This is a genomic window from Hyphomonas sp. GM-8P (genome assembly GCF_003263315.1).
Lineage (GTDB): Bacteria > Pseudomonadota > Alphaproteobacteria > Caulobacterales > Hyphomonadaceae > Hyphomonas.
The window spans coordinates 1-17,232 of the sequence record NZ_AWFE01000087.1 but is presented as its reverse complement, the minus strand read 5'-3'; the positions used below and the strand labels follow the sequence as shown (position 1 = coordinate 17,232).

The window sequence follows — 17,232 nt, the reverse complement described above, 5'->3', positions numbered from 1 at the left end:
ACAGGATGGGCGGGTTTAGTGAGGGCAAGATTAAAGCTATGGCACCACATGCCATCTAACGCCTTGTCTGCACATCTGTTTTTTGGCGCCCTTTGCACAGCATTGCGGTGCATGGATCGTCGGAAATTTCCCGGAATGAAAGGGGTTCCTGTGGTGCATGGGGTAAGAGCGCCGCAATGAGCGATGATACCCCGTTCACACCCCGGTTGGGGCCGATACGCGATAGAGGCGGCCCAGCTGGAAAGCGCCTTCGCCGCCAACTGGCGAAGACCGGGAAGCGGCTTTCTAATGCGCCCCGGAAATCTTCCTTCACGGGCGCGCGTTATGGCAGCGGCGGCGCAGCGCGAACACGCGCATCCGCAGGGCGGCATCTGTCCCGCCTGCAACGGCGGCGCGTCGTGGTCAAAGTACATATCGCCAGAGCCGGACGCGCGGGCCCAGGACTCTATCGTGCCCATGTCGGCTATCTGCAGCGGGACGGCGTGGATCGCGAGGGCGAAGGCGGTGTCCTCTATGACCGGGACAATGAAGGTATATCGCCGCGCGACTTTCTGGAGAGGAGCGAACAGGATCGCCACCAGTTCCGGATCATCGTGTCGCCGGAGGGCGGCGCGCGCATGGGCGATTTCAAACAGGCGACGCGCGACCTGATGGCGCGCATGGAAGCCGACACCGGGCGGCGCTTGGACTGGATCGCTGTCGATCACCACAATACCGGCCATCCGCACACGCATATTGTCGTGCGCGGGCGCGACGCGCGGATGAAGGATGTCGTCATCGCGCGAGACTATCTCACCCATGGCCTGCGCGAAGCGGCCGAGGATCTTGTGACACAGAGGCTCGGACCGCGGCGAGCGCTGGAGATTGCAGAGACGCGGCAGAAACAGGTCGATCAGGACCGGTGGACAGGGCTGGATCGCGAGATCGAAAACCTTATCGATGGAAGCGTTTTTGAGCCGGGCGATGCGTCCTCAAGCGGCGAACGCTTTAGCCGCTCGCTTCAGATTGCTCGCGCACGCCACCTCCAAACGTTGGGCCTCGCAGAGCCCGCCGGAGCCGTAGCCTGGCGGATGAAGCCGGGCTGGCAGGAGCAACTCAAACGCCGGGGCCGGCGGGGCGACATCATCCGCACACTCGCGGCGGAATTCGGCGAACGTAAAAAACACATTCAGTTTGTGCAGGACCGGGATGCGGATGCAACCCCTATTCAGGGCGTCGTTAAAGCCTATGGCGCCGAGGACGAACTTCGCGACACACGCTACATGCTCGTTGAAGATTTTGACGGCGGGATATGGCATGTGCCTGCTGGCGCCATTGATCCGACCTCCCGCCCGTCGCGCGGCGCGGTTGTTGAGCTGTCGCGCGCGAGCGCGCTGGCGCGGGCTTCGGACACGGCCATCGCCAGAGTCGCCGATGAAACGGGTGGCGTCTGGTCGGAGGACTTGCACGCCCGCCACGATCCCGGATCGAAACCGGCTTACCGCCTGTCGCTGAAGCGCCGTCTTGAAGCGCTGCGGCGGGCGGGAATCGGCGAACGGCTCGCCAGCGGAGAATGGCGCATTGACGCGACCTTCCTCAAACGCGCTGCTGACTACGAAGCGCGGCGATCCGGCGGGGTAAAACTGACCGTTTTGTCGTGGCTGTCCCCGGAGGCGCAGATTGAGCGGATGGGTGAGACATGGATCGACGGGCTTTCAGAAACCGATGCGGAACGGTGCATCGCGCTCCGGAAACTTCAGATGCGGCGGCAGGCATGGCTGCGAGAGCAAGACGTTCTGCAGGCAGGGCAGGCAACCCTTTCAGATGAGCAGCGTATTCGGATGCGGGCGCTTGATCTGAAACAGAACGCCGATGCGATCGCTGCGCGCTCGAACCGGACGGCTGTCGATCTGGCGAACGGGGACCGGTTACACGGGCGGCTGGAAGGCCATGTCGATCTGGCGGCGGGCCGCATGGCGGTCATCGGGAATGCGAAGGCGTTCGCGCTTGTACCGTGGCGCAGCGCGCTCGGGCGGCAGACCGGCCGCGAACTGACACTCAAACGCACAGCCGCAGGCATCGGCTGGACGGTTGGAAATGGTCGCTCGAAGGGCATTTTTCGTTAGGCTTTTTGGTTGCCTTGCAGGCGGGTGGCCGGAGTGGTCAGTTTTGCGGCTGGCCGAAAGTGCCGTATATCGCTCTAACTATTTGAGCGATGCGGTTTCAGCGTGTGTGCCCGCATATTAATGGTCCTTCCCAAGCGATCGTTACGCTGTATTGCACAGGCGCCGAAGCTCGGGCGGATTGGCGGAGAGGCAGCCCTCGTGAAGAAGGCCGACAAAACCGAACTTTACAAAAGCGCAGGATTCCGATTGTTCGTACATCTACTTATAGCTTCTGCTAAGGCGTGCCGCGGGGGCCGAATAAAACGACGCCTGCGCCGACCAGCATGATCGCAGCGCCGAGAAAGTCCCACCGGTCCGGCCGCGCGCCCTCAACAAAATAAATCCATGCAATCGAAGCGGCGACGTACACCCCGCCATAGGCGGCGTAGGCGCGCCCGGCGAAATTGGCGTCAATGCGCGCGAGCAAAAGCGCGAACAGGATCAGACTGACCACGCCGGGACCGATCCAGAGCGGCGACTTTTCAAGGCGCAGCCACATCCAGAACGCATAACAGCCGGCGATTTCAAAGAGTGCCGCAAATATATAGTAGACCGCCGTCATTGATCGCCGCCATTCTTATCAAAGCCCAATATGGTGACGACGAACCTGCCCGGCTTTTCGAGCTGAAGATCGGTAGTCGCCATCACGCGCTCCAATTATCCCGCGCAACAGGAAAGCTTGGTCACATCCTTGTCGAAGCCCTGCGCCGCGAGTTTCAATCCTTCGACCGTCGTCAAATAAGGGAAAATCGTCTCGCCCAGTTCCGTCGCGGTTATATTATATTTGAGCGCGAGCACGATGGTCTGGATCGAGTCGGCCCCTTCAGGCGCTAAGATTTGCGCGCCAAGTAGACGATCCGTCTCGGCGTCGGCGACCAGCTTGATCAGCCCGCGCGTATCATGGGCTGCAAGCGCGCGCGGCACTTGATCAAGCGGCGCTACCGACGTTTTGACATCGAATCCAGCGGCTTTTGCCTGAGCCTCGCTTAACCCCGCGCCCGCGATTTGCGGATCCGTGAACACGACCCATGGCATCGCCGCATTTTCGTATGTGTGCGAATTGCTGTTGAGCGCGTTTTTTACCGCAAGCTTCGCGCCATAGGCTGCCATATAGACAAACTGGTCCCGGCCCGTAACATCGCCGGCGGCGTAGACGCCTGGCTTGCTTGTCTGCATGCGTTCATCGACGACAATACCGCCATTGCCCAGCGTTTCGATGCCCGCGTCTTCAAGTCCGAGCGTTCCGGTGTTGGCCTTGCGCCCCGTCGTCAGCAGCAAATGCCCGGCGTGAATGACCTCTTCGTCACTGCCGATGGAAATCGTCAGGGAAACGCCTTCATTGGTTTTTGCGACGCCAACATAGGAAAGTCCGGTTCGGACGGCGACGCCCTCCGCCTCGAAATACTCGGTCAGCGATTCTGAAATCTCCGGCTCGGCCTCCGGCAATAGCCTGCTGCGCGTCACAAGCGTCACCTCGGCTCCCGCGCGCGCAAACATCTGCGCCAGTTCGCAGCCGATATACCCCCCGCCGACCACGATAAGAGAACGCGGCAACTCGGAAAGCTCCAGCGCCGAGGTGCTGGTCAGATAGGGCGTTTCATCAAGACCCGGAATGTCGGGAATTGTCGGCGACGATCCCGTTGCGATGAGAACCTTGGCGGCTTCGATCCGCCGCTCGCCCACCATGACGCCGCCTTCGGTAAGACGCGCCGCGGCTTCAATATAATCTATTGAATCATAAGCGCTGAGGAGATCGATATATTTCTTTTGGCGCAGGCTCGACACGAGTGCATCCTTGTCCGCCATGAGCGCGGACCAGTCATCGATATGCGCTTCGCCTGTAATCCCCTGGAACCGGCTCGCCGCCCGCGCGCCGTGCAACGCCTCGGCGGCGCGGATCATCGTTTTTGATGGCACGCATCCGACATTGACGCACGTCCCGCCGATCAATCCATGACCGATCAGCGCCACCCGCGCGCCTTCTTCGGCGGCGGTTATTGCTGCAGAAAAGCCCGCAGACCCGGCGCCGATGACGATAAGATCGTGTGGGTTCGAATTTGGGGGACAACAGCTATCCGTCATGAAGCTTACTTTCTGAGAGAGTGTTTTGTCGGCGGCGCCGACGCCAGACTGCGTATAATGTGAGGACGATGAAAAGGCCGAGGGCAGGGAACAGGATGTGGTCCAAATATCCCGTGAACGCCGACAGGCCGATCACGCCAAAAAGAACGACGAGGACCGGTGTAAAGCAACAGAGCGCGGCGACGATCGTGCCGATGATCCCAACACTGAGAAGAGACCGCATTGGTCAGGTTTCGATTTCGGCTGCGGGATAACCGACATTCGTCGACGCTGCGGCAATCTCGGCGGGAGTTGCGATAGCCGGATCGTAAACCACGGTCGCAATTTTGGTCTCAAAATCGACCTCCACCGATTTGACGCCTTCGACGCGTTTCATGGCTTTGCGCACCGAAATCGGACAGGTCGCACACGTCATATTCTCGATTGAAAATTGCGCGCTCGCCTCTGTCGCTTCTGCTGAAGCAAGGACGGTCGTATCGCTGGATGATTGCGCGACCACGACAACGCCGCCAAGCGCCGTTGCGCCGATGGCTGCCGCGATAAGCAGAACTTTTTTCACGAGGTGCTCCTTTCAATAAAACAGCGGCGCCCAGTAATCGATGGTTGCCGCGAGCAAGACGAGAATGGCCGATATCCAAAGCGCCGCCTTGGTAAAGCGCGCTGAATCCGGTCGTGCGCATGCGGTTCCGTCTTCGCAAGGCTCCGCCTTTCGGAAATAGACATGCCAGAACCCGGCTGCGATGAAGACCGCAGCGATCCCGATAAATACCAGCTTGTAGGTTTCGAGCGCGGTCAGATTTCCGATCCAGGCGCCGGATACGCCGAGACTGATCAGGATCAACGGCAAAATGCAGCAGGAGGACGCCAGAAGGGCTCCAAGCGCGCCGCCGGCAGCGAACCAGCGTTTGCCGCTCTTTGCCTTAATGCCAGGTTTTTCGTTCTCGGCCGCTACTTCTAACATCTGAAACGCATATCCTTCATGGTCTCGACTCCAATTTGAGCTCAATGTAGGCTCTGTAGTAACTACAGGATCAAGAAGGAAGTTTGCGATGTCGTTCACGCTTACGCGAGATTATGTGAAGCGCGGCGAGCTCGCCCGCCGCTCCGGCTGCAATCTCGAAACAATCCGATATTATGAGGACATCAAGTTAATGCCCGAGCCGGCGAGGACGGAATCCGGTCACCGCCTTTACTCGACCGATGATCAACGCCGATTGCGTTTTATCCTGCGGTCCCGCGAACTCGGCTTTTCCGTCGATGAAATTCGCAGCCTGCTGTCGATGGTCGATAGCGGCGATTACACTTGCGGCGAGATTCATGCGCTGACGCAGGAGCATTTGAAATCTGTTTCCAGGAAAATCGCCGACCTGAAGAAACTTCAACGCACACTCAAAGCTATATCGGATGATTGCGCAGCCGGTGATGAGCCGTACTGTCCCATCGTTGAAACTTTGATTTCAGATTAGTTCGGATGAATATACCCGTAGCTGGCTAAACTAGACTTTGGTCGGGCTCACTGATGGTCGGTCCTGAGTATGCGCTCGCAGACTGTGCAAAGTCATATTGATCCGTTCACTCACGACCATAGTCGCAAAATGAAAACTTCGGCAACGGCCTGCAGCTAGGCGTTTAGACTGCTTTGCACGCGCTTGCCTGGAATGGCCGGTTTCAGGACTGGTCGCTGACGCGCTGCGCCCGTCATTCTTGGAGGGACTGTTTTCTTAAAGACGTGGAGCGCCATGACCGGCACAAAGATACTGATCGGGCAGATTTGCGTTGTGTTCGCATTGATCATTGGCGCAGTCTGGCTGGCGACGCAGATGACCGCCGAAGCGCTTGGGTATCAGGCGGCGCTGGGCGCGCCGTGGTTCGTGGCGGGGGAGACCCCGATCTACAAGCCCTGGCGGCTCTTTCAGTGGTGGTATGCTTATGAGGCATACGCGCCGGAAACTTTCGCGCGCGGCGGACTGGTTGCAGTGTCGGGATCAGCGCTCGGATTTCTTGCGGCGATCATCGGCTCGGTGTTGCGCAGCCGCCATGAACGTCATGTGACGACGTATGGATCGGCGCGCTGGGCGAACCGGTCAGACCTCAAACGCGCAGGTCTGCTCGCTGACATAGGTGTATTTCTGGGGCGTTGGCAAAACCGCTATCTGCGCCATGATGGCCCGGAACATGTCATGGCCTTCGCGCCTACCCGGTCAGGAAAGGGAGTGGGACTTGTCGTCCCGACGCTTCTGTCCTGGACAGGCAGCGCCGTCATCCACGACATCAAGGGCGAGAACTGGGAGCTGACATCAGGATGGCGGTCGGGTTTTTCCCGCTGCGCGCGCTTTGATCCGACCGACCGTCGCTCGCCCCGGTACAATCCGCTTATGGCGGTGCGGCGCGGCGAACACGAAGTTCGCGATGTCCAGAACATTGCAGACATTCTTGTCGATCCGGAAGGCTCGCTTGAGCGTCGCAATCATTGGGAGAAAACGGGTCATTCCCTGCTGGTCGGCGTGATCCTGCATGTTCTTTATGCAGAGAAAGACAAGACCCTTTCAGGGTGCGCACAATTTCTGTCGGACCCGAAGCGATCTTTTGCGGTGACGCTGCGCGCAATGATGACGACGGCACATCTTGGGCCGCAGGGCGTTCATCCGATTGTGGCGCAAGCGGCGCGGGAGCTTTTGAACAAGTCGGAAAATGAACGCTCGGGCGTCCTCTCGACCGCGATGAGCTTTTTATCGCTCTACCGTGATCCGGTTATCGCCGAAGTGACGCGCCGGTCCGACTGGCGCATCGAAGATCTGGTCAGTGGCGATCAGCCGCTTTCGCTTTATCTGGTCGTGCCGCCATCCGACTTGTCCCGGACCAAGCCTCTGATCCGGCTGATCCTCAACCAGATCGGGCGGAGACTGACCGAAGACCTTCCCGAACGGAACCGCCGCAAGCTGCTCTTGATGCTCGACGAATTTCCGGCGCTCGGGCGGCTCGATTTCTTCGAGAGCGCGCTTGCTTTCATGGCAGGCTATGGCATCCGCGCCTATCTGATCGCCCAGTCCCTTAACCAGATCGAAAAGGCCTATGGGCCGAACAATTCGATCCTCGACAATTGCCATGTGCGCATCGCTTTCGCGACCAATGATGAGCGCACGGCCAAACGGGTGTCCGACGCGCTGGGCACGACAACCGAGTTGCGCGCCCAGAAGAATTATACCGGCCATCGCCTCGCGCCCTGGCTCTCCCACATGATGGTCTCGCGACAGGAAACTCAGCGGGCGCTGGTGACGCCCGGCGAGGTCATGCAGCTCTCTGCGGCGGATGAAATCGTTATGGTGTCCGGCGCGCCGCCCGCGCTTGCGAAAAAGCTGCGTTATTTCCAGGACAGGAATTTCACACGACGGGTTTTGCCGCCGACAAGCGTCGCTTGGGTGGCGGAGACCGCTGACGGACCCTGGACCGGTATTGTTGTCGCACCGCTCGTGAACGATCCGCCGTTAGACGTGGGTGAAAGCGCCGACGGACTTGCGCTAAAGCGCACGCGCGAGCCTGACCATGCGCCACAATCAGAACAAGTTGCAATCGAACCGGTAGTTTCGGACGCGCCTGATGTGGAAGACGCCGCCGATCCCGCAGAAGACCGGAATCTGGATATGGTACGCCGCGCCGTCGCCGCGGATCGGGGCGATCCCGACGTATTGCCGGAGTTCTGAGGCTATGGCAAAACCGCGCGTCAATATCCGCATTTCGACGAAACTCTACGCGCAGCTCTGCGAAGCGGCCGACAAGCCCGGCGTGACAAAGACAGCGATTGTGGAGGACGCGCTACGCGCGTGGTTCGATCCGGAAGCCCGCTCGGTTCTGGAGGAACGGCTTCTGGTCCGTATGGATGCTTATGACCAACGCCAGGCCGATATGGAGCGCGATCTCGCCTTTACCTATGAGACGCTCGCGCACTACGTCTATTACTGGCTGACCCGTAGCGAACCCATCCCGGAAGGCGAGCGTGACATTGCTCATGCGCTGGGCAGGAAGCGGTTTGAGTATTTCCTTGGACAAGTTGCTTTGAAGTTGGGATCGGATCAGAGATCGCCTGCCGAGCACCAGTACGCTGAATCATTGGAAGTGGTCGAGCAGCCGTAGAGATACTCAACGGTAGGAGTTTCGTTGCTCAACGCCGATCTCATACTGTCGCGTTCGTCGGTCCGGTACTCCCAATCAGACGAACCAAGCATGATTTCCTTTTCGGGATTCAAATTCCTAATAATACTTGCTACTAATGAGTTCGACGCGATGAACCAGCGTCGAACCCAAGCGGTCCACAAATCTGTGGACCAAAATCGGATCAAAATGAGGACCAAGAAACGATTTTCAGGCGCATAAGTGTTTGAAAACATTGGATAAAAAATATGGATTGTGGCACGTCACTCGCGCCATTTTCTCCAGAACATGGCCGCAAGCCACAAAAAGCCGCCCCTCGGGGCGGCTTTTCTGGTTTCAGGGCCGGATTTTCCTGATCAGCCTAGCGGTAGTAATCGCACAGCGTGTTGATCAGGGCGCGGCCGACGCCGCCGCTGCAGCGATAGTAGATCGTCTGCGCATCACGGCGTGATTCCACCAGGTTTGCCGCCCGCAGCTTTGCCAGGTGCTGGGAGACTGCCGAGTGCGATTGTTCGGTCAGGCTCGCGAGCTCGCCCACAGGCATCTCGCCGCCTTCACTGAGGGCACACAGGATCTTCAGGCGGGTTTCGCTCGACATCGCCTTCATGACTTCGGACGCTTCATGAATGCTGTCCGAAACCACTTCATAGGCGTCGTTGGCGGCTTTCTTTCTCGCGGCCATCAGCTGTGTACCTCCTGTCCGGTTCCTGCGGTGTCAGCAGGTTCCGTGCCTCTTTGCTCTGGCAGCCAGTCCGGACCGCGCAGGGCGACGTAAATCGCGGGGATCACCAGTACTGTCAGCGCCGTTGAAGAGGCCAGCCCGAACAGCAGCGAGATGGCCAGGCCCTGGAAGATCGGGTCGGTCAGGATCACGGCTGCCCCGATCATGGCCGCCAGCGCGGTCAGCAGGATCGGCTTGAAGCGGATGGCACCTGCATGCAGCAGCACATCCTTTAGCGGTGTCTTGCCGTCTTCAAGGTGGCGGACGAAGTCCACCAGCAGGATCGAGTTGCGCACGATAATCCCGGCAAGGGCGATGAAGCCAATCATCGACGTGGCGGTGAACGGCGCTCCGAACAGCCAGTGGCCGATCATGATGCCGATCAGGGTCAGCGGCACCGGCGTCAGGATGATCAGCGGCACGCGGAATGTGCCGAACTGGCCGACGACGAGGATGTAGATCGCCAGCAAGGCCACGGCGAATGCAGCGCCCATGTCGCGGAAGGTGACATAGGTGATCTCCCATTCGCCATCCCACAGCAGGGTCGGCTGGGTGTCATCGGCCGGCTGGCCATACATGCGGACAGCCGGAGCGGTGAGGCCCGCAGCAGTCCAGTCGAAGGCCTTCACCTTGTCCTGGATTTCGAACATGCCGTAGATCGGTGCTTCGAACCGGCCGGCGAGTTCACCCATGACCATGTCTGCGAAATAGCCGTCGCGGCGGAAAATGACCGGCGAGCCGCTTTCTTCAGACACATCCACCAGTGCGCCGAGTTCCACCGGTGCCGCGTTCGGGCCGGCGAGGCGGGCAGGGACCGGAATGGCGGCGATCTCCTGCGACCAGTTGCGTTCCGACTTCGGCAGACGGATGCGGATGTCGAGCGGGTCGCGGCCTTCACTGCGCGGGCTGACACCAACCGTCTGGCCCGCAAAGGCAAGCGCAATCGTGTCGAGGATGTCCTTTTGCTGGACGCCATAGTCAGCGGCGCGCGGCTCATCCACGGAGACGGTCAGGCGGGGGGCCGGATCGCCGATGGAATTGTCCACGTCGACGATGAAGTCCGTGTCCTTGAAGAATTGCTCGACAATAGCGGCGGTCTCGCGGCGGGCTTCCGGCGTCGGGCCGTAGATCTCCGCCAGCAGCGTGGAGAGGACGGGCGGTCCGGGCGGGACTTCCACGACTTTCACGCTGGTGCCTTCCGGCATTGGCAGGGCCAGAAGGCGTCCGCGGATATCGAGGGCAATCGGGTGACTCGCCCGCTTGCGATGGGACTTCTCGGAGAGGTTCACCTGCAAGTCGCCCAGCTCCGGCGAGCGGCGCAGGAAGTAGTGGCGCACGAGGCCGTTGAAATTGAAGGGCGCAGCGGTGCCCGCATAGGCCTGGATGGTCTCGACCTCTTCCACATCGCGGATGGCATCGGCCAGCGCGAAGAGAGCGCGTTCGGTGTCTTCGACCGAAGCGCCTTCCGGCAAGTCGACCACGATCTGGATTTCCGACTTGTTGTCGAACGGCAGCAGCTTCACCGGCACAACCTTGAAATAGAACAGGCTGAGCGAAGCGAGCGTGGCGACGCCGACGGCGATCAGGAAGATCCACGAGTTCTTGCGCGAAGCCACGATCGGCCCGGCCACTTTCGTGTAGAAGGCCGCAAGGCGCGTCGCTTCTGCGCCTTCAAGATGATCCTCCTCACCGCTGGCGCCATGGCCATGCAGTGGGGCCTTGCCGGCAATCTTCATCATCAGCCACGGCGCAACGCCGACGGCGACGAAGAAGGAGAACAGCATGGCCGCCGAAGCGTTCGCCGGGATCGGCGCCATGTAGGGGCCCATCAGTCCGGACACGAACATCATCGGCAGCAGGGCTGCGATTACGGTCAGCGTGGCGATGATGGTCGGGTTACCGACTTCGGAGACCGCATCGATGGCGGCCGCCACGCGCGAGCGGCCATCCTTCATGGCCCAGTGGCGAGCGATGTTCTCGATGATGACGATTGCATCGTCCACCAGGATACCGATGGAGAAGATCAGCGCGAACAGCGAGACGCGGTTGATCGTGTAGCCCATCATCAGAGACGCAAAGAGCGTCAGCAGGATGGTCGTCGGAATGACAATCAGCGTCACCAGTGCCTCGCGCCAGCCGATGGCGAAGGCGATCAGGATCACGATGGAAATCGTGGCAAGGCCTAGGTGGAACAGGAGTTCGTTGGCCTTGTGGTTTGCCGTCTCGCCATAGTCTCGGGTGACTTCGACACGCACGCCTTCCGGGATCAAGCCGCCTTTCAGCAGGTCCACCCGGTGGAGGATTGCTTCTGCCACGTTCACGGCATTGGCGCCGGGACGTTTTGCCAGCGACAGGGTCACGGCCGGGCGGACAGCAAAGCCTTCACCATCTTCGCGCCGGTCAAGCGTCCAGACGCGAGAATCGCTTTCCTCACCCGCCACGCGGATGGTGGCGACGTCGGAGAGATAAACGGTGCGGCCATCGGCGCCCGGAACTTCAAGCCGCTCCAGTTCGCCGACGGCATCGATGCGGTCACCAGCCTGAACGAGCAGCGTGTTGCCATCCTGACGGGCTGTGCCGACCGGCATGGCGGCGGCGGCCTGTCCGACAGACTGCACGAGTGTCTGCAGCGGCACGCCATAGGCAGCCATGGCCTGGATGTCGGGCTCCACGCGCAGTTCCAGCGGACGCCCGCCGATTATGGTCGTCAGGCCGACATCGTCGATCTTGATGAGTTCAGACTGCAGTTCCTCAGCCAGCATGCGCAGGGTCGTGTCGGTCCAGACATCCCCGGTCCATTCTTCCGGCGAGAGGGTCAGCGTGACGATCGAAACGTCATTGATGCCGCGGCCTACGACCAGCGGCATGGGGACGTCCGGCGGGATGCGGTCCATGTTTGCGCGGATCTTTTCGTGCACGCGCAGAATGGCGTCGTCGGCATCTGTGCCGACTTCGAAACGGGCCGTGACCATCGCGCCATCATCGCGGCTTTGCGAATAGACGTGCTCGACGTCCGGAATGGCCTTGATGATGTTTTCCAGCGGCTCGGTGACCTGTTCGACCACGTCCGGCGCTTTCAGGCCCGGCGCCTGGACGATCAGGTCGACCATCGGCACGGAGATCTGCGGCTCTTCCTCACGCGGGATGGAGAGCAGCGCCACGAGGCCGACGGCCAGTGCCGTCAGCAGGAAGAGCGGGGTCAGCGGCGACCGGATGGTCGACCGCGTAATGGAACCCGAGACATCCGGTTTCATTCGATCACTCCGGCTTTTCGATCTTGTCCCCGGGCTTCAGGCCGGTGAGCACTTCATATTTGCCTTCGGTGTCGGCAAGCGGGGCAGCGAGTACGATGGGTGCATCGACAAACCGGTCACCCACCTGCACACGTACGAAGTCCACGCCGTAACGGGTGGAGACATAATCCTTTGGCACGAGGATGGTGCGGCGTTCGCCGACGGGGGCGAGCACGTCGACCCTTTCACCGACCAGCGCGTCCAATCCGCCCGGCACTGTGGCATCGGCGATCAGTTCGCCTTTGCGCAGTTCCGGGTAGATCTTGACGATCGTGGCTGTGCGAAGGTCGCCGCCGCGCGTCGGCAGGCGCAACGCAAAGGTCTCGCCTTCGCTGATCTGGGCAGCATGGCGTTCCGGCAGGGAGAGGCGTACGACGCCGGTCACGGTGGCGAAGGTCGCGATCACTTCGCCGGGCGACACGACGGAGCCTTCGACCACGTTCACACCGGTCACCTTGGCGTCGGCCGGCGAAAGGATGCGGCCTTCAGCCTGACGCGCGCCAAGCGCGTTCCGTTCCGACTGGGCCGAAGACAGGTTGCGCTTCAGCACGTCCAGATTGGTGCGCTGCTCATCGAGACGCGCCTTCGGGAAGAAGCCTTGTTCGAACAGGGCTTCATTCCGTGTCAAGTCTTCCTCGGCCTGACGGATCTGGGCTTGCAGACCCTGGATACGGGAGGCGAGTGCGGCAAGGTTCGGTGCGATGGTCGCATCCGTCACGATGGCAACGACATCACCAGCGTCCACCACATCGCCCTCATCGATCGACAAGCGCGAGACGACGCCCTGCAGCCGCGAACGGGCCGTGGCGGAGTCTGCCGCTTCGATCCGGGCGACGGCTGGGCGATAGTCCATGACCACCGATTCCTCGACGGTCATGACCTCAGCGGAGGCTGAAAGGGAGAGGGCCACGAAAGCGGCGCCAAGCAGGAGCGATCTGGGCAGGAGCGATCTAGTAGCGGCCATGGTCTTCCACCTTGCCGGTTGCGGGATTGATCTGGACACAAGGAAAGCCGTCCGCTTTCCACTTCATGATACCGCCCGCCATATGCGCCGCTTCGGCGCCGGTTGCGGCCATGAAGGCATCGAGCGCCGTGCGGGAGCGTTTGCCGGACCCGCACTGGAATACGATCTTGCGGCCAGGGTCGGTCGGGATGGCTTTCGGTTCGAAGGTCGAGAGCGGATGGAGCAGGGCGCCATGAATGCGCTCGAACGCAAATTCGTTCGGTTCCCGCACATCGACGAGCAGGATCTCATTGGCTTTGAGGCCTTCACAGACGGTGGCGGGAGAAAGGTCGCGGGGATCAGCCATAAGGGACTCCTCTTATGTGCGCGCAGGCGCACGTCATGTAGTTTGAAAACGGAGATACATGTGACCGGTCAGATTAAACATGCGACATAATGCGCATTTTATAAAACACGAATATAAGGGATAACGCAGACAAAGAATTAATCCCCCAGGGAGCAGAGCCATGGCTAAGATCGTAGTGTTGGGTGCAGGTTTGGGCGGTGTCATTGCCGCCTACGAGATTCGGAAGAATGTCCGGCGGCAGGATGAAGTGATCGCCGTCAACGAGACGGACTTCTATCAATTCGTTCCATCGAACCCTTGGGTTCTGGTCGGCTGGCGAGACCGTGAGGATATTGTCGTCGACCTTGAAAAGCCGATGAAAAAGCGCCGCGTCCAACTGGTCGTGGGCGCTGCCGAAAAGGTCGAGGCGGACAAAAAGCGCCTGCGCATGGCGGACGGCTCCTTTGTCGATTACGATTATCTCGTCATCGCGACCGGTCCGGAACTGGCCTTTGACGAAATCGAAGGCCTTGGCCCGAATGGCCATACCCAATCGGTTTGCCACATCGATCATGCCGAGGCCGGCTACAAGGCGTTCGAAGACCTCTGCGCCGATCCTGGCCCGGTGATCGTTGGCGCCGTTCAGGGCGCCTCCTGCTATGGTCCGGCCTATGAAACCGCCATGATCATCGAGACCGAGCTCCGCAAGCGGAAGATCCGCGACAAGGTGCCGATGACTTTCGTGACCTCCGAACCCTATATCGGCCATCTCGGCCTCGACGGTGTCGGCGACACAAAAGGCCTGCTCGAAAGCGAAATGCGCGACCGCCACATCAAGTGGATCTGCAATGCAAAGGTCCAGAAGGTCGAAGCCGACAAGATGATCGTCGAGGAAGTGAACGAGGACGGCTCCACCAAGCAGATCCACGAGCTTCCGATGAAATTTTCCATGATGCTGCCGCCATTCCGCGGCGTGCCTGCGGTGCGCGACATCGAAGGCCTCGTCAATCCGCGCGGCTTCGTTATCACCGACAAGCACCAGCGCAATCCGAAATATCCGGAAATCATGGGCCTCGGCGTTTGCATCGCCATTCCGCCGGTTGGCAAGACACCCGTGCCGGTGGGCGTGCCAAAGACGGGCTTCATGATCGAATCCATGGTCACCGCGATTGCCGAAAACCTCGGCCAGATCGTGCGCGGCAAGGAACCGACCCATGAGGCGACCTGGAATGCCATCTGTATCGCCGATTTCGGCGATGGCGGCGTCGCCTTCATCGCACAGCCTCAGATCCCGCCTCGCAATGTGAACTGGTCCGTCTCCGGCGGCTGGGTGCACACGGCGAAGATCGGTTTCGAGAAATACTTCCTCGGCAAAATCAGGGCCGGTCGTTCTGAAACCTTCTATGAGAACGCCGCGCTGAACCTGCTGAAAACGCATAAGCTGAAGTAGCCCGCAGAGGAGCCCGTCATGGTGGACACAACTGTCAGAGACAGCATTGCTATCTGCACCAGCTGCGGCGCCCCGAACCGCGTCGCGGCCGGTAAGCCCCTGTCGGCTGGCAAGTGCGGCAAGTGCAGCCAGCCACTGGCGACGCCGAAGCCGGTGGAGATTGATGGCGCCATGCTGGAGCGCCTTGTCGCCCGCGACACCGGTGCCTTCGTGCTGGACGTGTGGGCGCCTTGGTGCGGCCCGTGCCGCATGATGGCTCCCGCCTATGAAGCGGCGGCCGGCCGGTTCGCCGATCAGGTCCGCTTCTTCAAGCTTAACTCCGACCAGAACCAGGAAGCCGCCGGCAAGCTCGGCATCCGGGGCATCCCGACCCTGATTGCCTGGAAGGATGGAGCGCTCATCGCCAACCAGGCCGGGGCCCAAACCGGCGAAGGCCTGTCCCGGTGGATCCAGTCAACCTTCGGGCTGAGTGCCTGAAACCAACTAAAAGGATGTTCAAGATGAATGTCGATCGTGCTGTCTTCGCTTTTGCTGGCGTTGTCGTTTCGCTGAGCCTCGCGCTTGGCTATTTTGTCTCGCCATACTGGTTCCTGCTGACGGCCTTTGCCGGGCTGAACATGCTCCAGGCTGCGTTCACGGGCTTCTGCCCGGCGGCCATGATCTTCAAGGCCATTGGCCTGAAGCCGGGCAACGCGTTCAAATGAGCATGAAATTCGCTCGCCAGCTCTCTGTCAGCCTGCTGGCGCTTGCCGCACCGGCTGCGCTGGCCCAGCCGATCTCGCTGCGCGATGCCGTGCAGCAGGCGCTCAGCCATGATCCGTCGCTCGAACGGGCCGAAGCCGACGTCGAGCGCAGCCGCGCCGGGGTCGATGCGGCCCGTGCCGGCCGCGGACTTCAGGCCGGGCTGCAGGCCGAAGTCGGCGCCGTCGAGACAGACTTTACGCAGGATCGCATTTCGCAGGTCCCGCGCTCTGCCGGCCTTCAGGCCGAATGGACCGTCTTTCAGTCCGGCGCGCTCGGGGCGGCAGTCGATGCGGCCAAAGCCCAGCGTGACGCCGCCAGCTACCAGATGCTCGGTGCGCGCGAGAAACTGGTCCTCGATACATTCGAAGCCTACGCCAATGCCTGGCTCGCCGAGCGGACGGTCGAAGTGGCCGAGGCCCGCGTCGCCACCTTCCGCATACGCCTTGACGAAACGCAGGCCCGGTTCGATCAGGGTCAGGTCACCCGCACAGACATTGCCCTCACAGAAGCGCGTCTCGCCTCGGCGCAGGCCCAGCGCGAAGCGGCCCGTGCCGCCTTGTCCGGGGCGTGGGCGCGCCTCGCCCGGCTGACCGGGGTTGACCATGCCGTGACGGAGGAAACACCGGAACTCGGTGAAGTCGTCGGCGGCGACATGCAGGCCGCCCTGTCGCGTGTCATGTCCAAGAACCCCGATCTTGCCGCTGCCCGTGCTGCGGAAATCTCCGCAGGACACCGCGTGACAGAGGCAAAAGGCCGGTTCGGTCCGAAGGTTTCGGTCCGCGCCCGCGCCACCACCGGGGAAGACGTCTACTTCTTCTTTGAAGACCAGATCAGCGATGTCGGTGCCTTTGTGCGCGTGGAAGTGCCGCTGCTGACCAGCGGCCTGCGGAACGCTTCGAAACGCGAAGCCATTGCCGGGCGCAGCGCAGCAACGGCCGATGTCCGCGCGGCAGAGCTGCAGCTGCACGAAGCGGTAGCCGGCCTCTGGGGCGACATCGAAGCCCGCCGCCTGTCGCTCGCGGCAGCGGAATGGGCCGAGAAGGCGGCTGAACTCGCCGCTGAAGGAGCCCAGAAGGAACAGGAGGCCGGCATCCGCACGCTGGTCGATGCTCTGGATGCGGAGAATGAATTCCGCGATGCCCAGATCGCCCGTTACCGCGCAGCCACCCAGCTGCAGGTCGCTGAAGCGCGCCTGCTGTCCCTGTCCTCTGACCTGGAACAACAACTCGCCCTGCTTCCCTGATCCTCTCCGGCAGAAAGACATACCGGAGCATTCAGCGGGTGTGCGCCCCGCGGGCATCAGGCTGCGCGTGGACAGGCAAGGGCTTATTCCTCACCCATACCTGGAAGACCCTTGCCC

At 61.0% G+C, this 17,232-nt stretch carries 17 protein-coding genes; 8 read left to right on the top strand and 9 right to left on the bottom strand.

The annotated features are described in order from the left end of the window. The first annotated feature begins 398 nt into the window (after nucleotides 1-398). Entirely contained in the window at nucleotides 399-2,105 is a 1,707-nt protein-coding gene (locus tag HY26_RS13750) for a DUF3363 domain-containing protein (RefSeq protein ID WP_158531506.1), read from the top strand. A 274-nt stretch (nucleotides 2,106-2,379) separates the two neighbouring features. Here the strand turns inward: HY26_RS13750 and HY26_RS13745 are convergent, their stop codons facing one another. The 5 genes from HY26_RS13745 to HY26_RS13725 form a co-directional block, all read right to left on the bottom strand. Continuing rightward, nucleotides 2,380-2,706 (bottom strand): YnfA family protein, encoded by a 327-nt coding sequence (locus HY26_RS13745; RefSeq protein WP_112061944.1) that lies wholly within the window; start codon nucleotides 2,704-2,706, stop codon nucleotides 2,380-2,382. Between the two features lie 95 nt (nucleotides 2,707-2,801). After that, nucleotides 2,802-4,226: a mercury(II) reductase gene (merA, locus tag HY26_RS13740; protein WP_112061945.1), complete on the bottom strand. Its 1,425-nt coding sequence runs from the start codon at nucleotides 4,224-4,226 to the stop codon at nucleotides 2,802-2,804. Then, nucleotides 4,216-4,449 carry a mercury resistance system transport protein MerF gene (gene merF / locus HY26_RS13735; protein ID WP_112061946.1) on the bottom strand — a complete coding sequence of 78 codons (234 nt, stop codon included), beginning with the start codon at nucleotides 4,447-4,449 and terminating at the stop codon, nucleotides 4,216-4,218. The genes merA and merF overlap by 11 nt, the downstream gene beginning before the upstream one ends. Nucleotides 4,450-4,452: 3 nt before the next feature. Further along, nucleotides 4,453-4,785, bottom strand: a complete 333-nt coding sequence (locus HY26_RS13730) for a heavy-metal-associated domain-containing protein (protein WP_112061947.1) — start codon at nucleotides 4,783-4,785, stop codon at nucleotides 4,453-4,455. Nucleotides 4,786-4,797: 12 nt separating this feature from the next. Beyond that, nucleotides 4,798-5,286: a mercuric transporter MerT family protein gene (locus HY26_RS13725; RefSeq protein ID WP_233351631.1), complete on the bottom strand. Its 489-nt coding sequence runs from the start codon at nucleotides 5,284-5,286 to the stop codon at nucleotides 4,798-4,800. A 16-nt stretch (nucleotides 5,287-5,302) separates the two neighbouring features. On the opposite strand from HY26_RS13725, the gene HY26_RS13720 reads away from it, so the two are divergent. The 3 genes from HY26_RS13720 (at nucleotide 5,303) to HY26_RS13710 (ending at nucleotide 8,357) form a co-directional block, all read left to right on the top strand. Next, complete coding sequence (locus HY26_RS13720) at nucleotides 5,303-5,692, top strand: helix-turn-helix domain-containing protein (RefSeq protein ID WP_233351630.1); 390 nt, start codon at nucleotides 5,303-5,305, stop codon at nucleotides 5,690-5,692. A 273-nt stretch (nucleotides 5,693-5,965) separates the two neighbouring features. Beyond that, a complete protein-coding gene (locus HY26_RS13715) occupies nucleotides 5,966-7,927 on the top strand; it encodes a conjugal transfer protein TraG (RefSeq protein ID WP_112061950.1) in 1,962 nt (653 codons plus the stop codon). Nucleotides 7,928-7,931: 4 nt separating this feature from the next. Next, nucleotides 7,932-8,357: a hypothetical protein gene (locus tag HY26_RS13710; protein WP_112061951.1), complete on the top strand. Its 426-nt coding sequence runs from the start codon at nucleotides 7,932-7,934 to the stop codon at nucleotides 8,355-8,357. Nucleotides 8,358-8,736: 379 nt separating this feature from the next. Here HY26_RS13710 and HY26_RS13705 read toward each other — a convergent pair whose 3' ends face one another. The 4 genes from HY26_RS13705 to HY26_RS13690 are packed head-to-tail and all read right to left on the bottom strand — an operon-like array spanning nucleotide 8,737 to nucleotide 13,699. Next, complete coding sequence (locus HY26_RS13705; protein WP_035578748.1) at nucleotides 8,737-9,057, bottom strand: metalloregulator ArsR/SmtB family transcription factor; 321 nt, start codon at nucleotides 9,055-9,057, stop codon at nucleotides 8,737-8,739. After that, nucleotides 9,057-12,350, bottom strand: coding sequence for an efflux RND transporter permease subunit (locus HY26_RS13700; protein ID WP_112073813.1), 3,294 nt, complete (start codon nucleotides 12,348-12,350; stop codon nucleotides 9,057-9,059). The genes HY26_RS13705 and HY26_RS13700 overlap by 1 nt, the downstream gene beginning before the upstream one ends. 4 nt (nucleotides 12,351-12,354) lie before the next feature. Further along, complete coding sequence (locus HY26_RS13695) at nucleotides 12,355-13,353, bottom strand: efflux RND transporter periplasmic adaptor subunit (protein WP_112073812.1); 999 nt, start codon at nucleotides 13,351-13,353, stop codon at nucleotides 12,355-12,357. Then, nucleotides 13,340-13,699, bottom strand: a complete 360-nt coding sequence (locus HY26_RS13690) for a rhodanese-like domain-containing protein (protein WP_034768274.1) — start codon at nucleotides 13,697-13,699, stop codon at nucleotides 13,340-13,342. The genes HY26_RS13695 and HY26_RS13690 overlap by 14 nt, the downstream gene beginning before the upstream one ends. Before the next feature lie 160 nt (nucleotides 13,700-13,859). On the opposite strand from HY26_RS13690, the gene HY26_RS13685 reads away from it, so the two are divergent. Genes HY26_RS13685 through HY26_RS13670 form a run of 4 tightly spaced genes read left to right on the top strand, consistent with a single transcriptional unit; the run spans nucleotide 13,860 to nucleotide 17,115 of the window. Continuing rightward, entirely contained in the window at nucleotides 13,860-15,128 is a 1,269-nt protein-coding gene (locus HY26_RS13685) for an NAD(P)/FAD-dependent oxidoreductase (protein ID WP_034768275.1), read from the top strand. A gap of 18 nt (nucleotides 15,129-15,146) precedes the next feature. Further along, nucleotides 15,147-15,605, top strand: a complete 459-nt coding sequence (locus tag HY26_RS13680) for a co-chaperone YbbN (protein ID WP_034768277.1) — start codon at nucleotides 15,147-15,149, stop codon at nucleotides 15,603-15,605. A gap of 23 nt (nucleotides 15,606-15,628) precedes the next feature. After that, nucleotides 15,629-15,832: a DUF2892 domain-containing protein gene (locus HY26_RS13675; protein ID WP_034768452.1), complete on the top strand. Its 204-nt coding sequence runs from the start codon at nucleotides 15,629-15,631 to the stop codon at nucleotides 15,830-15,832. A 2-nt stretch (nucleotides 15,833-15,834) separates the two neighbouring features. Next, on the top strand, nucleotides 15,835-17,115 hold the full coding sequence (locus HY26_RS13670; RefSeq protein ID WP_158531505.1) for a TolC family protein: 1,281 nt from the start codon (nucleotides 15,835-15,837) through the stop codon (nucleotides 17,113-17,115). The last annotated feature ends 117 nt before the right edge of the window (nucleotides 17,116-17,232 follow it).

Excerpts from the sequence above, each read along its gene's own strand:
- HY26_RS13695 (WP_112073812.1), bottom strand. The coding sequence starts at position 13,353 with ATGGCCGCTACTAGATCGCTCCTGCCCAGATCGCTCCTGCTTGGCGCC.
- HY26_RS13690 (WP_034768274.1), bottom strand. The coding sequence starts at position 13,699 with ATGGCTGATCCCCGCGACCTTTCTCCCGCCACCGTCTGTGAAGGCCTC.
- HY26_RS13670 (WP_158531505.1), top strand. The coding sequence starts at position 15,835 with ATGAAATTCGCTCGCCAGCTCTCTGTCAGCCTGCTGGCGCTTGCCGCA.
- HY26_RS13705 (WP_035578748.1), bottom strand. The coding sequence starts at position 9,057 with ATGGCCGCGAGAAAGAAAGCCGCCAACGACGCCTATGAAGTGGTTTCG.
- HY26_RS13710 (WP_112061951.1), top strand. The coding sequence starts at position 7,932 with ATGGCAAAACCGCGCGTCAATATCCGCATTTCGACGAAACTCTACGCG.
- HY26_RS13675 (WP_034768452.1), top strand. The coding sequence starts at position 15,629 with ATGAATGTCGATCGTGCTGTCTTCGCTTTTGCTGGCGTTGTCGTTTCG.
- merF (WP_112061946.1), bottom strand. The coding sequence starts at position 4,449 with ATGCGGTCTCTTCTCAGTGTTGGGATCATCGGCACGATCGTCGCCGCG.
- HY26_RS13700 (WP_112073813.1), bottom strand. The coding sequence starts at position 12,350 with ATGAAACCGGATGTCTCGGGTTCCATTACGCGGTCGACCATCCGGTCG.
- HY26_RS13685 (WP_034768275.1), top strand. The coding sequence starts at position 13,860 with ATGGCTAAGATCGTAGTGTTGGGTGCAGGTTTGGGCGGTGTCATTGCC.
- HY26_RS13745 (WP_112061944.1), bottom strand. The coding sequence starts at position 2,706 with ATGACGGCGGTCTACTATATATTTGCGGCACTCTTTGAAATCGCCGGC.
- HY26_RS13715 (WP_112061950.1), top strand. The coding sequence starts at position 5,966 with ATGACCGGCACAAAGATACTGATCGGGCAGATTTGCGTTGTGTTCGCA.
- HY26_RS13680 (WP_034768277.1), top strand. The coding sequence starts at position 15,147 with ATGGTGGACACAACTGTCAGAGACAGCATTGCTATCTGCACCAGCTGC.
- merA (WP_112061945.1), bottom strand. The coding sequence starts at position 4,226 with ATGACGGATAGCTGTTGTCCCCCAAATTCGAACCCACACGATCTTATC.